The sequence below is a fragment of the Methylacidiphilum caldifontis genome (genome assembly GCF_017310505.1).
Lineage (GTDB): Bacteria > Verrucomicrobiota > Verrucomicrobiia > Methylacidiphilales > Methylacidiphilaceae > Methylacidiphilum > Methylacidiphilum caldifontis.
Genome location: NZ_CP065957.1, coordinates 1,359,680 through 1,375,553 on the forward strand (window position 1 = coordinate 1,359,680; position 15,874 = coordinate 1,375,553).

Consider the following 15,874-nt stretch of genomic DNA (forward strand, 5'->3'; position numbering starts at 1 on the left):
CATTTTCTTCCTTCTACCGGATTCTTTCAAAAATGATGCAGTTCTTATGAATTTAATGAGTCCTCAATTGCTTTTAGGTTTGCTTTTCTTACCCCTTATTCTTTTTCTTTTTTATCGCAAAAATGTACAAGCAAAGGCCACGTTCAGTCATCTTTTTAAAGTTTTTTTTTCGCCCAAGGGTATCGAGTTAAAAAAACAAGAAAAAAAACAAGCCTCTTTGCCATGGTTATTCCTTGCATCCTCTATTCTTTTCTTTATCGCCCTGTCTCGACCGCAATGGGGAAAGTCAGAAGTTGAACTGCTAGAGTCAAACATCGATTATCTTGTCGCTCTAGATGTTTCCAAAAGTATGTTAGCTGAGGACATCGTTCCTACTCGATTAGATAGAGCAAAGCTGCTCGCTACAAATTTCATCTCTAAGCTCCATGGTGAAAGAGTGGGTTTGCTCGCTTTTACAAAAAACGCTTTTATTGAAGCTCCTTTATCCACTGATTATGAGCTTTTAGAAGAAATTCTTACAGAACTTTCGCCCAACGATTTTCCCAATGAGGGAACGAATTTTGCTGCGATGCTGGATGAAGCGCTGCAGTTTTTTTCTTCCAATGAAAAAGCTAAAAATATGCTTATTCTATTAAGCGATGGTGAAGATCATGGGGGAGGATGGCAACAAAAACTAGCTGAGTTCAAAAAAGAGTCTATCCAGGTATTATCTATTGGCATTGGAGCTTCCCATGGGGCGGTTATAAGAAATCCCAATGGTTCTCTTTATAGAGATTATAAAGGACAGCCCATTGTCACAATTTTTAATCCGGCTTCCCTTGAATTTATTGCCCGTTCTACGGGCGGAGTTTATATCCAGGCGGATAAATACTTTGACATCTCAACCGTTGTAGAGGGCATGATAAAAAATCCAGGATATACAAAACGTAAAGAAAAAATGAAAACTCATGCAGAAAAATATACTTATTTTCTTTTGCCCGCCATCGTATTGGCATTAGCCAGTTTTTTGTTCGAATTTCCTTTATATGAAAATCGCGAGGTTAAGCTTGGGTCAAAAGATAAGTCTTAAGAGGATTCTCCCTTTTTTTGTTTTCTTTTTGTATCTTTCTTTTACTTCAGCAAAGGGAGAAGAAATAGAAAGTTTCATAAACAAAATAGATGAGTTTAGTAAAAAGTCAGAATTAAGCAAGGAAGACTGTCTATCCATTGCTCAATCGACTATCGATTTAGGGAAAAAAAACCAGATTCCCCCAGGAGTTATTGAAGATGGAATAAAAGCCGTAGAGCTAGGCAAAAGATTGGATCCACACTTTGCTCCATGGGAAGACTATCTCCAAGAACTCTTAAGACTTCTTAAAGAAAATTCTTCTTCAGCTTCCTCAAACAAAAACAAAAAAGAAGGGCAGAGTCGGGAAGGCATGCAAGAGATGTCTTCCTTCGAACCTAACTTCAGAAAAGGAACATTGAATTCCATATCAAATCCGAGTGATCCTCGAAATCTAACTGGAAATAAACATTCTTCCTCTTTGAATTCTTTGATCAAAGAACAGAAAAAAGAAAAACTGCTTTATGCACCAAAAAACTCTTCTTCTTCCTCTACGGAAAATCCGTCTGAAACTAATCAAAACCAAAGTAGCGAACATTTTGAATGGGCAATAAAATTAAGGCAGATTAAGCAGTTGGATAGCCCCTCAACATTCTTTAAAAGGATGCGTCAAATAGAAAGTGAGACAAATGAAACTTTTTGGGAAGATCCAGATTGGTAATCAACTGCTGGATTTTCCTTCTCTTTTGCTTACCTTGCTGATCTTTTTTGGGTGTGTCTTAAGGGCAATGGCCTTTTCGGTTCATTGGCTTCCGATAAGCGAAAAAATCGAAGTGGGAAAAGAAAGTCATCTTTCCCTTTTGTTTGAAGATTGCTTGCCTCAAGAAGAAGTAAGACCCCCTAAAATTTCATTTTTGGAATTTGGGGATCCCGTCGTAAATCGGGTTGGCCATTCCCATTTAATATATGAGTTTCCTGTAATTGCCCAACAAGCTGGCAATTACATTATTCCCCCTTTCTTAATCGCCACCGATCATGGACTTATTGAAGCCGCTCCGATGTCCTTAAATGTAACCGAAGAGAAATTTTTTGCTCTTCCAGCAGATGCTATAGATGCCCGCGTCATTGTTCCACAAGGAATATTGTGGATAGGCCAGCCTTTTGCTATCGAGTACAGACTTCTTGCGCATTCAGGAACATTTTTGGACATTACGAGTCAGCCAGAATGGAACCCGAAAGATTTTTTGGCCAACAGGTGGGGCAAACCTCAAAGAATCGTCTTAAATTCCAACGGTTCTTATGCCAGTGGGTTACGTTATACGACAACTCTTCTTCCTCTCAAATCGGGAAAGATCGTTTTACCTTCAATCACTCAGCAGCTGACTTTAGAAATTGAAAGATTAGGTCATGGCCTTTTCTCTCAACCTCTTGTAAAAGCGATTAGGGCTACAACCGAACCAAAAACAATTGAAATTTCTCCTTTACCCGCTCCAATCCCCAAAGATTTTTCTGAAGCTATTGGCAACTTCAAACTCTCTTGCAAGGTTAATCCCATTGATGCTGTTCAAGGTGAACCCATATCGATAACTATAAAAATAGAAGGTATAGGCAATTGGGCTGTTCCCTGGAAACTCAAGGATTTTCCAGAATGTAAAGGTTTGAGAATAATTAATTCAAAACCTTTCCGTCAAATTGATCCTGAATCTCTATTTAATGGGGTTTTAAAAATGGAATTAGTCCTCATCCCTGATATATACGGAGAAATAGACATTCCTTCTTATTCTTTTACCTATTTTGACACTACACTGGGTGAATATCAAACTTTAAAATCAGACCCCTTCCACATTTCTATAAAAAAATCTTCCTCTACAGTGGAATTAGCAGATAATAAACAAAATGAGTCGTTGAATAATCTTTCTTTAACTAATCCTGGATATCCTCGGGATATGATGCCTATAGGACCTCTTTTTGGATCTACAACCGGCTTAGCTCCCTTTTCCCCTTATGCAATTGGGGAAGAAGCCATTCTATTGACAAGCCTATTTCTTATACTATGGATCTATCTTTCTTGGGAAAAGGCATCCTGCGATCCAGCGATTACCAAGAAAAAAAGGGCAGCTCTTTCTTTAAAGCTTACGGCACAGTCCCTAGCTAAAGTAAAAACTGCTGAAGAATTATATCAAATCATGCTTCTTTGGCAGAAAGCGTTCAAAGAATTTTGGGAAATTCCTCATGCTTTTCCTGACGAAAACATAATTGAAAAACAACTCGTCAATCGATTTCCTAGAAATCTTACCCTGGCAAAAAAGTGGATATCCCTTTGGCATGAATCACAGCTCTGTTTGTATAGTCCAACTCTTTCGCCCTCTTCTCAATGGATTAATGATGCCCTGGAGCTTGCAAGAAAACTTCCAAGGGTCACCCCCCCTATAAAAGCAATTTTTAGCCCATCCAATCTTTTCCCTTTTTTCCTCTACGCTGCTCTTTTCTTTACTTTTGTTTTAATACCCTTTAAGAATAACCCCATATTTTGTTCTCCTGCAAGACAAGAGCTCTCAGACTCAGGCAGATTTCCTTTTTTTATCCCTCTAAAAGATAACCCTAGTAGAAAACAACTCACCGCTCCTCTTTATTTTGCCCATTCCAACCTCTTCTGCCCAATATATTCTTTGTTTGGATCCTTGGCCCGTTTTCCCTCAAGCGAGGAGGCAATTGCCGAATATCAAAACGGAGACTTTCCTAAAGCTGCAGAAACTTGGGGAAAAAAAGCTCTCCTTCAACCTTTAGATTGGAAAACAAGGAATAACCTTGGGTTAGTCTTTGCACAACAGGAACAATGGCCAAAAGCGCTTGGAGAATGGACAGCTGCTTTCTTGCTTGCACCTCGTGATCCTGTAGTGGCTTGGAACTTTAACTTGGCGTTAAGCAAAAATCCAGGGGCCGACATTCAACTTCTAACGCTAAGTAAAAAAAATTTATTAAATAAAATAAAGGCCTTTTTTTCACCTGGAGAATGGGAGAGAATAGTTTCCCTAAGCCTTTTTTCCCTTTTCTTCTTCTTTGGCTTAGCGCTTTTGAGCGCTTTTCGCAAAATCCCTCTACATTCTTTTGTTTTGATCGGGTTGATTATGTTTTCTACCCTAAGTTGTCTGTCTTTCTGGGAGTTTGTTTCCTATGGAATTTTCACCGATCCTTTTTCTGGAATTATCGTGCAAGACAGTTTCATTCGTTCTGTTCCTACGGAAATCCAGCAACAGAATCTGCCTGTAAAAGCCGGTTCGGTTGTTAAAATTAAGAAAACCTATTTGGGATGGTATATGATTGAATTTATCAATGGCCAGAAAGGTTGGATCAGATCCCAAAATGTTACCCTTTTTTATAAGCCTCCTCAAGAATTAGCTCCACCTAAAGAAAAGCCTTTCTATCTTTCTATTTTTCCACCTTAAGCACTTCAGAAGTTTCTCATTGCCTTCAAAAAAATTTGTAATAATTTTCCCTCATAAATCATCCAAAGGATTTGCTCTGAGTATAAATGAGAAACTCACAAATCCAATAAAACTGATTTACTTTTAAAACTGAAGAAAAACAAAGCCTTAACCCTACCTATTCGATAAATAGGCAAATTTAGTTCTTTTTTTCGTATTTTTCTAACTGCTCAACCACATTCCAAGCTACTTTTTTACAGTCGAAAAGAGTTTCTGCTAGATGATGGGCTTTCATTGAATGGAAAGAATAATCTTGTTCAATTTTATTTATGGCTTCAATCGCCTCGTCTAAAGAGTTAAATGAAAAAAGCCCTTCACCCGTGGGAATGATTTTTGACCATCCTGTATCTTGAATAACAGCAGGCTTTCCCATGGCCAGATAACACACGGTGCGATCACTAAACCAACCACTTTCACTTTGCCTATAGCCACTTTTGACAACGGAAAATTCTCCACGAGACTGCCCAATAAAATTCCTGTATTTGTCGAAATCCGCAGCGATTGAAAAACTACTGATCATATCCCAATTTTTTGATAAAAACCGCTTGCGAATTTCATGATCATCTTGAAGATCAGAGGCGATTTGGAATCGGCTTCTCCCCTTATACCTTAGGGGAAGATCTATAAACTTGTCAAACTCAGCGGCCTTGTTACCATAAGTTTTCCCAGCCCATTTTACTTCTGGATAACCACACCAATGAGTAATCGTTGACCATTCCATCCCTCCTTCTTTTTTAGGCCACCACTCCAAACAGACGGGAGGAAAAGTAGGATGCCATTTTATTCCTGTAAAAGGAACTTTTACATTGTCTTCTTTCAAGGTCAAACCCACAGAAAAATAAAGATCATGGCCTTCCAAATTCATATCGCATCCATACCCCTTGGCCCATATCTGGGTAAAGCCCGGGTCCAAATCAAGATAAACCTTTTTTTTAAAAAGGGAGAGAAGAGAGCGGTTTCGTATCAATCCCGAAATATTTAAAAGAAAACGACTCTCTTTAGCAAAAAGCAGGAATTTTTCTAAATGAGTTGTCGATCCATCAATAAATAGGGCAGAATGATCTTCAAAACCAAAACGGCAGAGAACACTTTCCCACTCTTTTAAACACAACTGAAGGGTCTGATCTCTTCCCAATGTTTTACTTTGGGGTAAGTCCTTAAGGGATAATTCTTCTAAAAGTCCGACCTCCCATCCAAGCTTGCGAAATCCACATGCCCAATGGAGAAAAACAAAATGTATTCCGACAGAATAAAAAGGGTAACCTCCAATTCGACACCCCACTACAACTTTGTTTGCCATGAATGATTTTAAGCTATTCTAGCCAATCTAACCGATTTAGCCTTTCCAATCCAGCTACTCAAACCGGGTTACCCCTTTATCATGATTCATCAAACTATAATAGCTTTTTTGTATATGTTATCTCGGCTCCATGCTAATAAGCTTTAAAAAAAATGCACAAAAGAAATAAATTTGATTCTTATCCAGATTATTCAATTTTTAGCTATTTATCTTAATCCGCCTCAAACATCTAATTCAATATCATCTCCTGTTTTTGTACAGGGATAGGCCTTGACTCCTCTTGTCGCGGGCCCACAGAGTACTTCTCCGGTTTTAAGATTAAACCGAGCTCCATGCCACGGACATTCCACTTCGCCGTTTTCAATAAAACCCTCACTCAAGGGCCCTCCCTCATGAGGACAAGTATCATCCAAGGCAAAATATTCCCCTTTATAACAAAATAGGGCAATTTTTTTTCCTTGCAGATCAAAACACTTTCCTCCCCCTTCGGGTATTTCAGAAGCTTTAAAAGGACATTTGACTTTAGCCATAGCGCTTTTTTAAGTTTTTAAAAACGAGTTGTCAACTAGATAGTCATGGAAAAAGCCGATTAATTTTGATTGCATACAATGTTTTGTTCCATAAAATGAATAAGAAAATCGGAATCCATGCGTCTAAACCTTCTCTTTGTATCGGTCGTGCTAGTGGTTCTTAGTAGTGGCTGCGCTCTAAACAATAGACAAACAAGACAGGTTTCTTCGGCTTTGCCCTCTAATCTGATTCGAGTAAGCATCCATGATCAAAAGATGGAATTAATTCAAGATGTGGGCAAAACAACTGAATCACACCATTTTTATCCCGTATCCACCTCTAAATATGGTATTGGAGATGAATGGAACAGTTACAAAACGCCTATAGGTCGTTTCATTATCGCCAAAAAAATTGGCGATGGGATACCTTTGGGAGGAAAATTTTACCATAGAAAATTTACAGGTGATGTGATCAAATTGGCTTCCTATGATCCCTCGAAACCCGCATTTAATCATGACAGTATATTAACAAGAATTTTGTGGCTTAAGGGATTGGATTCTCAGAACAAAAATTCATTTAATAGAGGGATATTTATCCATGGAACAAATCAAGAAGCGCTTGTGGGACAACCTGTTAGCTATGGATGTATAAGAATGAAAAATAAGGATGTTGTTCAACTTTATGATCTTGTCTCTGAATATACTCCAGTATACATCCAAAAAGAACCGCTTAAAAAACCCATACCGAAAGAAGTTCTTGCTAGTTTCCATTTCAATCATTCTCCAGTTTATTCCTCCACAAATCAATTTTCTTCACCGACTCTAGTTTTTAATGAATATTCCCCAAAGGCTATACCCCTTTCAACAACATCCCCCGTTTCTTTCAACTCTTCTCAAAAAACACCGACTACCAATGAACAAAAAGAAACAGTAATTAAAAAGGCTTCTTTGAGTCACTCACCCATAAAGAATTCCACTAAAGAAAGAGTATCAACTCAAATGACAAAAAGTGCTACTGAAAGAGCCATTCATTCTTCCACTGAATCAAAAACTTCTTTAACAAAATCCAGTTCCCACACAAAAAGAAACTCTAGATCTCATAAAACAGTCAGTCATTCAACTTCCGCTAAAAATATAACCTTTAATTCCTCTCAAATTAAAAAGAAAAAGAACCTTGAATAAATCGAAAAAAAGAGACTTTCTATTTTCAGGAAATCATTTCTGAAGGATATGTGAAACAAAATTATCTGCTCTGAAGGATAGGGACCCACTCCTTCGGCTCGCCACCTAAGGGCTGACAAAGTTCACAATATTTTCCCCTTTAATGATCAGCCACAAAATTCTTTTTCATTTAAGGGAACAAAAATTTATCTGTCTTGTCCTTCTGCAAATGGAAGAATTGCAGAAAGGCTTTTCCACCCACAATCGAGGCAGGCGAGCAAAAAATCCTTTCCCCCAGACTCGCTTTTCTTTTTGCCCGCCATTCCCGCCTCAGTGTCGAGCCAATGATTTTTATTGATTCGGTTGGGTAGTCTTTGTAGCGGATGAAAGCATTTGTTGGGTTGAATATTTACCATCCTAATCAATGCGGCTGCTTTTGTGTTTTCAAAGATTTTCCACACTTCTGTTTCGTCCAGTGTAAAAAGTAGGAAGCGAGCTTACTGGAAAGCAAGGTAAGTAGGCAAACTCTGCGTAAAACCCGTTAAGATTTATCTGGTCGGGGCGACAGGATTTGAACCTGCGACTCCCTGCTCCCAAAGCAGGTGCTCTAGCCAGGCTGAGCTACGCCCCGCCAATACATGATCATAATAATGGATAAAGTATTAGTTCTGGAAACATAACTCTGAAAATTTATTTTCAGAGGATATGGAATAAACAGGTAATATCATCTCGTTACTATTTTAAATAAAATAACAATCGGCCGAACCCAGAAAAAATTTTTACAATGAGCTAAGCATGCTTTATATCGTTTTGCCGTCAAGAAAAAAACCACTTGTTCTTTACAAAAAGGCTAACAAAGCCGAAATTTTTATTAAAAGAAATTGAATAAGCCAAAATTTTTGCAATGTTATTTTCTGTACAGAATTGTAGCATTTCTCTCAATAATAATTAAGAAATTTCCCGAATATAGAGAGGAAAATGTTGGCATAGTTTTAGCTCTAGTATAAAAATAAGATTATGAGCTTAAAGATAGAAAATCTACATGGTGGAATAGGCGGAAAAGAGATTGTTCAGGGCATATCTTTGGAGATTAACCCTGGAGAGGTTCATGCCATAATGGGACCTAATGGATCGGGGAAAAGTACGCTTTCAAAGTTACTTACGGGACATCCCGATTATGAAGTTTACTCTGGATCGGTATGGATGGATGGAGAGTCCATTCTAGAGATGGAACCAGACGAGAGGTCAAGAAAGGGGCTTTTCATGGCTTTTCAATATCCCTGTGAAATTCCAGGGGTGACTGTAGCTAATTTTCTTAGGGCAGCTTTGCAAGCTCGACTTCCAGAAGGCAAAACGATTAATGTCACGGATTTTTATAAAGAACTTTATGCCGCAATGGAAAAACTATCCATGGATAGGAAATTTAGTTCTCGATATGTTAACGAAGGGTTTTCTGGCGGGGAGAAAAAAAGAAATGAAATCCTCCAGATGGCTGTATTAAAACCAAGGTATGCGATCCTTGATGAAACAGACAGTGGCTTAGATATAGATGCTTTAAAAATTGTTGCCAATGGTGTAAATGCCTTGAAAGGTCCTCATATGGGCATTTTACTTATTACTCATTATCAAAGGCTGCTGAATTATATCATTCCTGATTATGTTCATGTGATGGTCAAAGGGAGGATAGTAGCCAGTGGAACAAAAGAGCTTGCATTAAGTTTGGAAGAAAAAGGATATAGCCAGTTTGAAGAAGAGTTTGTTGCTCAAACTCATTAAAAGGGATATGCGGAGTAAAAAAAGATTGAACTTTTAACCCATTAAAAAGGGGATAATGCCTATGCAGAGTGTAAAAGAAACCCATAAGGAAGATGTTATAAATATTAATTCCCTAGTTGAGGATTTTTTCTACGATGTAAACTACACCTATGACGCGGGGGTAGGGCTCAATGAAAAAACAATCGATTATATTTGCGATATAAAAAATGATCCAGATTGGATCCGTGCATTCCGGAAAAGAGCTCTGCAAATTTTTTTACAAAAACCCCTGCCTGTGCATTGGGCGAGTAAAGAACTTGAAAAGATCGACTTCGATAAAATCCGCTACTATTTAGCTTACGATAAGAAAGCCCAAAGGAGTTGGGACGAAGTCCCTGCGGAGATCAAGAAAACCTTTGAAAGATTGGGTATACCTGAACAGGAAAGAAAATTTCTTGCAGGAGTAGAAGCTCAATTTGATAGCGAGTCGGCCTATTCGAACATAAAAGAGTCCTTGAGTAAACAGGGAGTAATCTTTGTTGGAAGTACTGAAGGTCTTCATAAATACCCTGAGATTTTCCGCAAATGGTTTGCTAAAGTTATTCCTCCAGCTGACAACAAATTTGCTGCTTTAAATAGTGCAGTGTTTAGCGGGGGAAGCTTCATTTATGTTCCTCCTGGGGTAAAAGTTCAGCAACCTCTCCAAGCCTATTTCAGAATAAATGCTGAAAGTTTTGGCCAATTTGAAAGAACACTGATTATCGCTGATGAAGGCTCCGAAGTGACCTACATGGAAGGTTGCACGGCTCCCCGTTTCGAAACTTCCACTTTACACAGTGCAGTAGTTGAGCTTGTTGCACTACCAGGAGCAAAAATTCAATACATTACTGTCCAAAATTGGAGTTCGAATGTTTTTAATCTGGTGACAAAAAGAGCTATCGCCATGGAAGAAGCGGAAGTGCGCTGGCTTGATTGCAATATTGGTTCAAGGCTGACCATGAAATATCCCGGAGTTATTCTCAAGGGTAGAAAGGCAAGGGGAGAGGTGCTTAGTATTGCTCTTGCCAACACGGGTCAACATCAGGATACAGGAGCAAAGATGTATCATGCTGCAGATGAAACATCAAGCAATATTATCTCTAAAAGCATTAGTATTGGATCGGGAAGAGCAAGCTACCGGGGACTTGTCAGCATACCTGACCACTTAAGAAATTGCAAAAACAATACCGAGTGTGATGCTTTGCTTATCAATTCCACTTCTCGAACGGACACCTACCCCGCTATCACCGTTATGGGCAATCGGAATGCCACCCAACATGAAGCCAGTGTAAGTAAAATTAGTGCTGAACAACTTTTTTACATGCAACAAAGAGGATTGCCTGAAGACGAAGCCATGAGTCTGTCAGTCAACGGTTTTATCAATGACCTAGTTAGAGAATTTCCCATGGAATATAGCGTGGAGTTAAAAAGACTTATCGATCTGGAGATGGAAGGTTCTGTGGGATAAAGATCTTGAAGCTTTCAATTTCCCATAAACTAACAGGAGTTCCCCATGCAACTCATACAAAACAACTCTGTAGTGCCAAAGGACATAGAAAGACCCTATCCGAATTGGTTTGAAAACAGACGCAAGCAGTCATTATTGGAATTTGAAAGTCTTCCCTTTCCCCAGAGAAAAAATGAAAAATGGAGGTTCTCCAGCCTAGAGAAAATAAAATGGGATGGTTATTCCTCCAAGGTCCAAGTTTCTCCTTTTGATATTGAAAAGTTAAGCTCGTTTTTCCCTTTTGAAAATTCCTTTGGGGCTATCGTCTATGGGAACAATGATCTTCTTTTTTATACCCCCATTCCAGAAAAACTCCAAAAACTGGGGATTATCTTTAGCCCTTTAAATGAAGCCTTGGCTCTCTATCCTAATCTGTTAAGAGAGCATTTATTCAAGGAAACTCTCTGTATGGGCTCAGAGAAATTTGAAGCCCTTCATAGGTCGAAAACAGAGTCGGGAGCCGTGTTATATGTTCCGAAAAACATAGAAATCCAGGAGTTTTTAGAGCTAGGGTTTTGGATAACTGAACCTTTCGCGGCGATTTATCCCCATATCCTTATTGTGCTTGAAGAAGGAAGCAAAGCTAAAATCCAACTTAATTTTAGATCACTCAATCCAAGGGGTGGTTTGAGTTGTTCAGCCATAGAAAGTTATCTCGGAAGATCCTCTTTTCTCGAACTTGTTTGCGTTCAACAATGGGCTGATGAAGTCAACTCTTTTATGTTTAGTTCATCGACTGTCGGTCAAGATGCCCAATGTACCTCTCTTTATGTCAATGTTGGAGGTAGTTACAATCGATTCGAAGGCAAGACCCATCTGAGTGGTGCTGGAGCAAGTGCAGAAATACTCTCAGCAACTATTGCAAAAAATAGCCAGGAATTTGATCAAAGAACTCTACAGATCCATTCAGCTCCCTATACGACCAGCGATCTTTTGTTTAAAAATGTTTTATTTGATTCAGCCAAAACGATTTTCTCAGGTATGATTGATGTATCTGCTGAAGCCCAAAAAACAGATGCCTACCAGAGCAACAGAAATTTAATTCTAGGAGAAAATGCGGAAGCAGACTCTTTACCCGGACTCGAAATTATGGCTGATGATGTCCGATGTACCCATGGTGCAACGACTGGAGGCATAGCTAAAGAAGAACTTTTTTACAGCCAACAACGAGGAATTCCTAAAGCGGTTTTTGAAAAACTTTATTCAATCGGTTTTCTTTCTGAGTGTATCCAACGAATAAAAAATCCTCAAGTCGTCGATCGACTTCTTGACTTTCTTGATACTTCACTGCAAATATAGGGAAAGCAAATATTTATATGAATATGAAAGGAGAAGAGCCCCAATCTAAGTTAACAAGAGATGTTGAAGCTGTGCTCATTCCAAGTGGCGACAAAATACAGCTTGAAAAAGATAAACCTTTTCACATTACTCAATCGATGGGGGGTTCTTATACTCTTATTTATGATAACCGTGTGCTTGTCAGGGTTGATGCCAAAGATTGCGATGCCCTTGGGATTGATATAGGACCCGCTCTTCAAAAAGAGACTTTAAATCAAAATGAAGAAATTACCGAAGAAGTTATTTATAATCGACTAAAAGAAGTTTATGATCCAGAAATCCCCGTAAACATTGTTGATCTTGGATTAATTTATGATTGTCAAATAAACAGAAAAGAAGACGGCAGCTATGCTGTTGCTGTCAAGATGACCCTTACAGCTCCAGGTTGTGGAATGGGAACGATTTTGGCGCAAGATGCACAATCAAGAATCCTTGAAATTCCTTCTGTCTCTGAAGCTCAAGTCGATCTCGTTTGGGATCCCCCATGGAATCCGAGCATGATCAGCGAAGAAGGGAAAATGATTTTAGGATTGGTATAAAATAGTTTTTTATTGCTGGACGACTATTCCCTCTTTCGATGTAGCCCAAGATATTACTCCTTGGGTTATGATTTCAGCATATTCGACAAAAATACTTTTTAGAGATTTTCCGTTGATATTTTTGTTTCCATCATAATCCCCAGCAATAATCCGATCATAGGCATCAACAGCATTCATGTAAGGCCCCTCAACAAAAACGACTGGACAATGATATATGCGATTAGCCAACAAGTTTCTTGCAAAAACATAAGGGCTTTTGCCTATCTTATAGGCTGTAGACCAATTATTATAGTTTTCAGGAGGATAATTCCATACGACTTCCATTTCCTTTGATACGGCTTCGGAAACTTCTACTTCGGGGACCGAAGTCCGCGATAAAAGCTTATAGAGCAAATCCCATTTCTGATCATCAAAAACAAGTTCCTCTTCGGAATAATTCCCATTGACAAAAATCACAAGCTTACTCTGTGGAACAAGCTCCTTGCGGGTTGGATGATCAGACCATTTATCAGCATTAAAATGTACACAGATCGTTAAATCTGGATTTATTCGATTGACAATCTCGGCCCTTGCCCTAATTTCAGCGTTTCTATAAAAGAGCCTTTCGGCGGTTAATAAAATTTTTTTTTCGATTTCATCAGAGAATCGATCAGGAAGACTTTCTTGATTTTCAAAGGGGAAAAGAAGGGCCAAAGCATCAGCTCTTAAATTTGCAGGCCGCAGTTCAGTAACGGGTTCAAAATTTTTCTTTGTCCAGACTACTTTTGCACCTGCATCTTCCAGAAAATGAGCTGCCCTTCGACATACATTCATATTTAGTTCAGCTTCGATCACTGGAGGATCAGAGCCTATTTGAAAATAACGTTCTTCCATTTTTGCCCATTGCCCTCCGATGTGACCTGGATCAAGACATATCAAAAATCCTTTAAGAGGTTTAGTCTCAGTAGGACCTTCGCCTCTGGTTTTGATGTTAGATATCCAGTTAGCCTTTAAGGGCACCTGCGATTCTGAATCTGGAGCAAGGCGTAACCGGTAGAGTAACTCATTATGTTCAATATCGGAATAAATAGTTACCTCATTCCCATTAATAATGGTGTAGCGCCAAAAAGATCCATTAGGTGAATAGATTGTATTGATTAATTGAACAAATTCATCTTTAGTGATGGTTTCCTGGAATTGATCGAGCTTTGACCAATCAGGAGGAGGAGCTAAAGGGGACAATTTTTGCATTGCAAAAAGACAGCTCAGGGAGACATTCAAGAAAAAAAAAAGGATCAGTAGGGAAAGCCCTTTTTGCATATGTCTTTCAAATGTCAAAGCGTTTAATTAATGTAAAACTTTAGAAAAATTAAGTTTCATTTTATAGACTCTTGCTGTTATTGCTCCGACCATGACATAACCAATAGAATGCTCAAATCCATTTTTATCCGCAAAAAAATCCATAATCCAACACGGTTCTTCATATCCCTTTAGAGAAGCGAGACGAAAGGTTACGGTACTCAATTTAACCGTTCTAAACATTTCATTGGATTTAATGGCAATATCTAAGGCCCTATTAGAATCAACTTTTAGTTTGGAGGGTTGTATAGTGTTTTCCTTTTTATAAGGCAATAGATGTAAGTTGCCAAGAGAAAAAAGCCCATCTTTTATTTGTGTCACCTGTCCTCCCGCAACAGTAACCTGTTGAGAATGAGACCAAGTATGCGGATTCCAATAAATAAACTGCCAACTTACTGGAGTCAATGTCGTAGGACTCCGTTCTCCAATTATTCCATAGAGGTATTGTTTGGATTCTGGATCGAGCTGTTTTTCAGCTACTTTGAGGGCTTCAAAAGCTGTAGGGGTTTTGGCGACGAGAAGACAGGGATAAAATAATAAAACAGATAGGAAAAAAAACCGAATCATTCTACTTTCCTTACCAAAGGTTATGCCTTCTTTTTTTTCAATCATAGAAAAGAAAAAGGTCTAAAAAAGAAGGATAACCAAAAAATCTAAGGGAAGAAAAGTTTCTTTTTTATTCATTTTTTGATTTAAACTATTTTTATCGATTCTCTGTCTTTTTTATAATTTTATCTTTTACATAAAATCTAGAATTGTATGGCCACCATTCTTGTCTCTGGGGGTACCGGTTTCATAGGCAGACACATTATTCGGCTCCTTTGCCAGCTTGGCTATAGAGTAAGAGTAGCAAGCCGAAATCCTAATAAAGAGCGATTTATAAAAGGTTTTTGCCATGAATTTTTAACAGGAGATCTTTCAGATTTATCTTTTGCCCGGAAATGTTGTTCAGGAATAGATGCGGTCATCCATCTCATCGGTATCCTTGTCGAACAAGGACAGGATACCTTTAAAAAAGTCCATGTCCAAGTAACAAAAAACATGATTCAAGCTTCTAAAGAAAACGGAGTAAGCCGTTTCATTCACATGAGCTCGCTTGGAACACGCCCTAACGCAAAAAGTCGCTACCATCAAACAAAATGGACAGCTGAAGAGATGGTGAGAAAGAGTGAATTAGATTGGACTATATTCCAACCCTCGGTGGTCTTTGGTATCGGAGATGATTTTACTAAAAGGCTGTATAAAATGTTTTTTATCAAAAACAACCCCTTACTACTTTTTCCTTTAATAGAAGGGGCTAAAAGTAAACTCCAACCTATTTTTGTAGAAAATGTGGCAGAGGCCTTCGTTCGAGCTATACCCAATCAAAAAACTTTTCATAAAACTTACCCCTTAACCGGTCCTGAAATATTTTCTTTAAAAGAAATAATCTTGCTTATTATGGAAGAAGCTCATTTGGCTTATAAAATTGAAGCTTTTCCTTTTCATGCCCTGCTAAGAACTGCTCTAGTTTTATTAAATTTTATAATTTACCCCTTTTTGGGTTTTAAGGCTATTGGCCAAAACAGCAATGGAGAGTTCTGGGCAATTTATTTTGTCTCATGGCTTTTCTTTCTCCAGCTCTTAAAAAAGGACATGAAAAGGAGGATCCTCTTTCATTTGCCCGTCTCTATCGCTACTCCTTTTATCGGTATAACAGAAAAATGGATGAAAAATCCTCCTCTAACTCACGATATGCTTCTGATGATGCTCGAAGATAACATTGCTGACAGTTCTGAAGCCGTATCTGAGTTCGATCTCAAATTGGTTTCTTTAAAAAAGGTCCTTCCAGATATCCTTGAGTCCCTGCATTATTAAT

At 38.5% G+C, this 15,874-nt stretch carries 14 protein-coding genes and 1 tRNA gene; 9 read left to right on the forward strand and 6 right to left on the reverse strand.

Features of this window, described 5'->3' with window-relative positions:
* Positions 1 to 46: 46 nt before the first annotated feature.
* From IT6_RS06360 to IT6_RS06370, 3 genes are read left to right on the forward strand one after another with little or no spacing between them, the layout of a single operon-like run.
* Positions 47 to 1,069, forward strand: a complete 1,023-nt coding sequence (locus tag IT6_RS06360; protein ID WP_206825641.1) for a VWA domain-containing protein — start codon at positions 47 to 49, stop codon at positions 1,067 to 1,069.
* Complete coding sequence (locus IT6_RS06365) at positions 1,026 to 1,766, forward strand: hypothetical protein (protein WP_206825642.1); 741 nt, start codon at positions 1,026 to 1,028, stop codon at positions 1,764 to 1,766. The genes IT6_RS06360 and IT6_RS06365 overlap by 44 nt, the downstream gene beginning before the upstream one ends.
* Entirely contained in the window at positions 1,735 to 4,491 is a 2,757-nt protein-coding gene (locus tag IT6_RS06370) for a BatD family protein (RefSeq protein WP_242524370.1), read from the forward strand. Before IT6_RS06365 ends, IT6_RS06370 begins: the two co-directional genes overlap by 32 nt.
* Before the next feature lie 178 nt (positions 4,492 to 4,669).
* Here the strand turns inward: IT6_RS06370 and IT6_RS06375 are convergent, their stop codons facing one another.
* Complete coding sequence (locus IT6_RS06375; protein WP_206825644.1) at positions 4,670 to 5,830, reverse strand: hypothetical protein; 1,161 nt, start codon at positions 5,828 to 5,830, stop codon at positions 4,670 to 4,672.
* A 221-nt stretch (positions 5,831 to 6,051) separates the two neighbouring features.
* Positions 6,052 to 6,360 (reverse strand): Rieske (2Fe-2S) protein, encoded by a 309-nt coding sequence (locus IT6_RS06380; protein ID WP_206825645.1) that lies wholly within the window; start codon positions 6,358 to 6,360, stop codon positions 6,052 to 6,054.
* 117 nt (positions 6,361 to 6,477) lie between these two features.
* On the opposite strand from IT6_RS06380, the gene IT6_RS06385 reads away from it, so the two are divergent.
* Complete coding sequence (locus IT6_RS06385; RefSeq protein ID WP_206825646.1) at positions 6,478 to 7,521, forward strand: L,D-transpeptidase family protein; 1,044 nt, start codon at positions 6,478 to 6,480, stop codon at positions 7,519 to 7,521.
* A gap of 185 nt (positions 7,522 to 7,706) precedes the next feature.
* Here IT6_RS06385 and IT6_RS06390 read toward each other — a convergent pair whose 3' ends face one another.
* Positions 7,707 to 7,961, reverse strand: coding sequence for a hypothetical protein (locus IT6_RS06390; RefSeq protein WP_206825648.1), 255 nt, complete (start codon positions 7,959 to 7,961; stop codon positions 7,707 to 7,709).
* Positions 7,962 to 8,053: 92 nt separating this feature from the next.
* Positions 8,054 to 8,131, reverse strand: a tRNA-Pro gene (locus IT6_RS06395).
* Between the two features lie 386 nt (positions 8,132 to 8,517).
* Between IT6_RS06395 and sufC the strand changes: the two genes are divergently transcribed.
* The 4 genes from sufC to sufT all read left to right on the forward strand — a co-directional run bounded on the left by sufC (position 8,518) and on the right by sufT (position 12,678).
* Positions 8,518 to 9,276 (forward strand): Fe-S cluster assembly ATPase SufC, encoded by a 759-nt coding sequence (gene sufC / locus IT6_RS06400; protein WP_305798136.1) that lies wholly within the window; start codon positions 8,518 to 8,520, stop codon positions 9,274 to 9,276.
* A gap of 61 nt (positions 9,277 to 9,337) precedes the next feature.
* Positions 9,338 to 10,762, forward strand: a complete 1,425-nt coding sequence (sufB, locus tag IT6_RS06405) for a Fe-S cluster assembly protein SufB (protein WP_242524371.1) — start codon at positions 9,338 to 9,340, stop codon at positions 10,760 to 10,762.
* A gap of 45 nt (positions 10,763 to 10,807) precedes the next feature.
* The gene (locus IT6_RS06410; RefSeq protein WP_134439749.1) at positions 10,808 to 12,100 is read left to right on the forward strand and encodes a SufB/SufD family protein; all 1,293 of its coding nucleotides are present in this window, start codon (positions 10,808 to 10,810) and stop codon (positions 12,098 to 12,100) included.
* 23 nt (positions 12,101 to 12,123) lie between these two features.
* Positions 12,124 to 12,678: a putative Fe-S cluster assembly protein SufT gene (gene sufT / locus IT6_RS06415; protein WP_390881590.1), complete on the forward strand. Its 555-nt coding sequence runs from the start codon at positions 12,124 to 12,126 to the stop codon at positions 12,676 to 12,678.
* 9 nt (positions 12,679 to 12,687) lie between these two features.
* Here the strand turns inward: sufT and IT6_RS06420 are convergent, their stop codons facing one another.
* Complete coding sequence (locus IT6_RS06420) at positions 12,688 to 13,977, reverse strand: N-acetylmuramoyl-L-alanine amidase (protein ID WP_134439751.1); 1,290 nt, start codon at positions 13,975 to 13,977, stop codon at positions 12,688 to 12,690.
* 27 nt (positions 13,978 to 14,004) lie between these two features.
* Positions 14,005 to 14,628 (reverse strand): hypothetical protein, encoded by a 624-nt coding sequence (locus IT6_RS06425; RefSeq protein WP_242524128.1) that lies wholly within the window; start codon positions 14,626 to 14,628, stop codon positions 14,005 to 14,007.
* 147 nt (positions 14,629 to 14,775) lie between these two features.
* On the opposite strand from IT6_RS06425, the gene IT6_RS06430 reads away from it, so the two are divergent.
* On the forward strand, positions 14,776 to 15,873 hold the full coding sequence (locus IT6_RS06430; RefSeq protein WP_206825650.1) for a complex I NDUFA9 subunit family protein: 1,098 nt from the start codon (positions 14,776 to 14,778) through the stop codon (positions 15,871 to 15,873).
* The last annotated feature ends 1 nt before the right edge of the window (position 15,874 follow it).

Coding starts and splice junctions, on each gene's coding strand:
- sufC (WP_305798136.1), top strand. CDS start 8,518: ATGAGCTTAAAGATAGAAAATCTACATGGTGGAATAGGCGGAAAAGAG.
- IT6_RS06410 (WP_134439749.1), top strand. CDS start 10,808: ATGCAACTCATACAAAACAACTCTGTAGTGCCAAAGGACATAGAAAGA.
- IT6_RS06425 (WP_242524128.1), bottom strand. CDS start 14,628: ATGATTGAAAAAAAAGAAGGCATAACCTTTGGTAAGGAAAGTAGAATG.
- IT6_RS06370 (WP_242524370.1), top strand. CDS start 1,735: ATGAAACTTTTTGGGAAGATCCAGATTGGTAATCAACTGCTGGATTTT.
- IT6_RS06380 (WP_206825645.1), bottom strand. CDS start 6,360: ATGGCTAAAGTCAAATGTCCTTTTAAAGCTTCTGAAATACCCGAAGGG.
- IT6_RS06365 (WP_206825642.1), top strand. CDS start 1,026: ATGAAAATCGCGAGGTTAAGCTTGGGTCAAAAGATAAGTCTTAAGAGG.
- IT6_RS06375 (WP_206825644.1), bottom strand. CDS start 5,830: ATGGCAAACAAAGTTGTAGTGGGGTGTCGAATTGGAGGTTACCCTTTT.
- IT6_RS06360 (WP_206825641.1), top strand. CDS start 47: ATGAATTTAATGAGTCCTCAATTGCTTTTAGGTTTGCTTTTCTTACCC.
- IT6_RS06420 (WP_134439751.1), bottom strand. CDS start 13,977: ATGCAAAAAGGGCTTTCCCTACTGATCCTTTTTTTTTTCTTGAATGTC.
- IT6_RS06430 (WP_206825650.1), top strand. CDS start 14,776: ATGGCCACCATTCTTGTCTCTGGGGGTACCGGTTTCATAGGCAGACAC.
- sufB (WP_242524371.1), top strand. CDS start 9,338: ATGCAGAGTGTAAAAGAAACCCATAAGGAAGATGTTATAAATATTAAT.
- sufT (WP_390881590.1), top strand. CDS start 12,124: ATGAAAGGAGAAGAGCCCCAATCTAAGTTAACAAGAGATGTTGAAGCT.
- IT6_RS06385 (WP_206825646.1), top strand. CDS start 6,478: ATGCGTCTAAACCTTCTCTTTGTATCGGTCGTGCTAGTGGTTCTTAGT.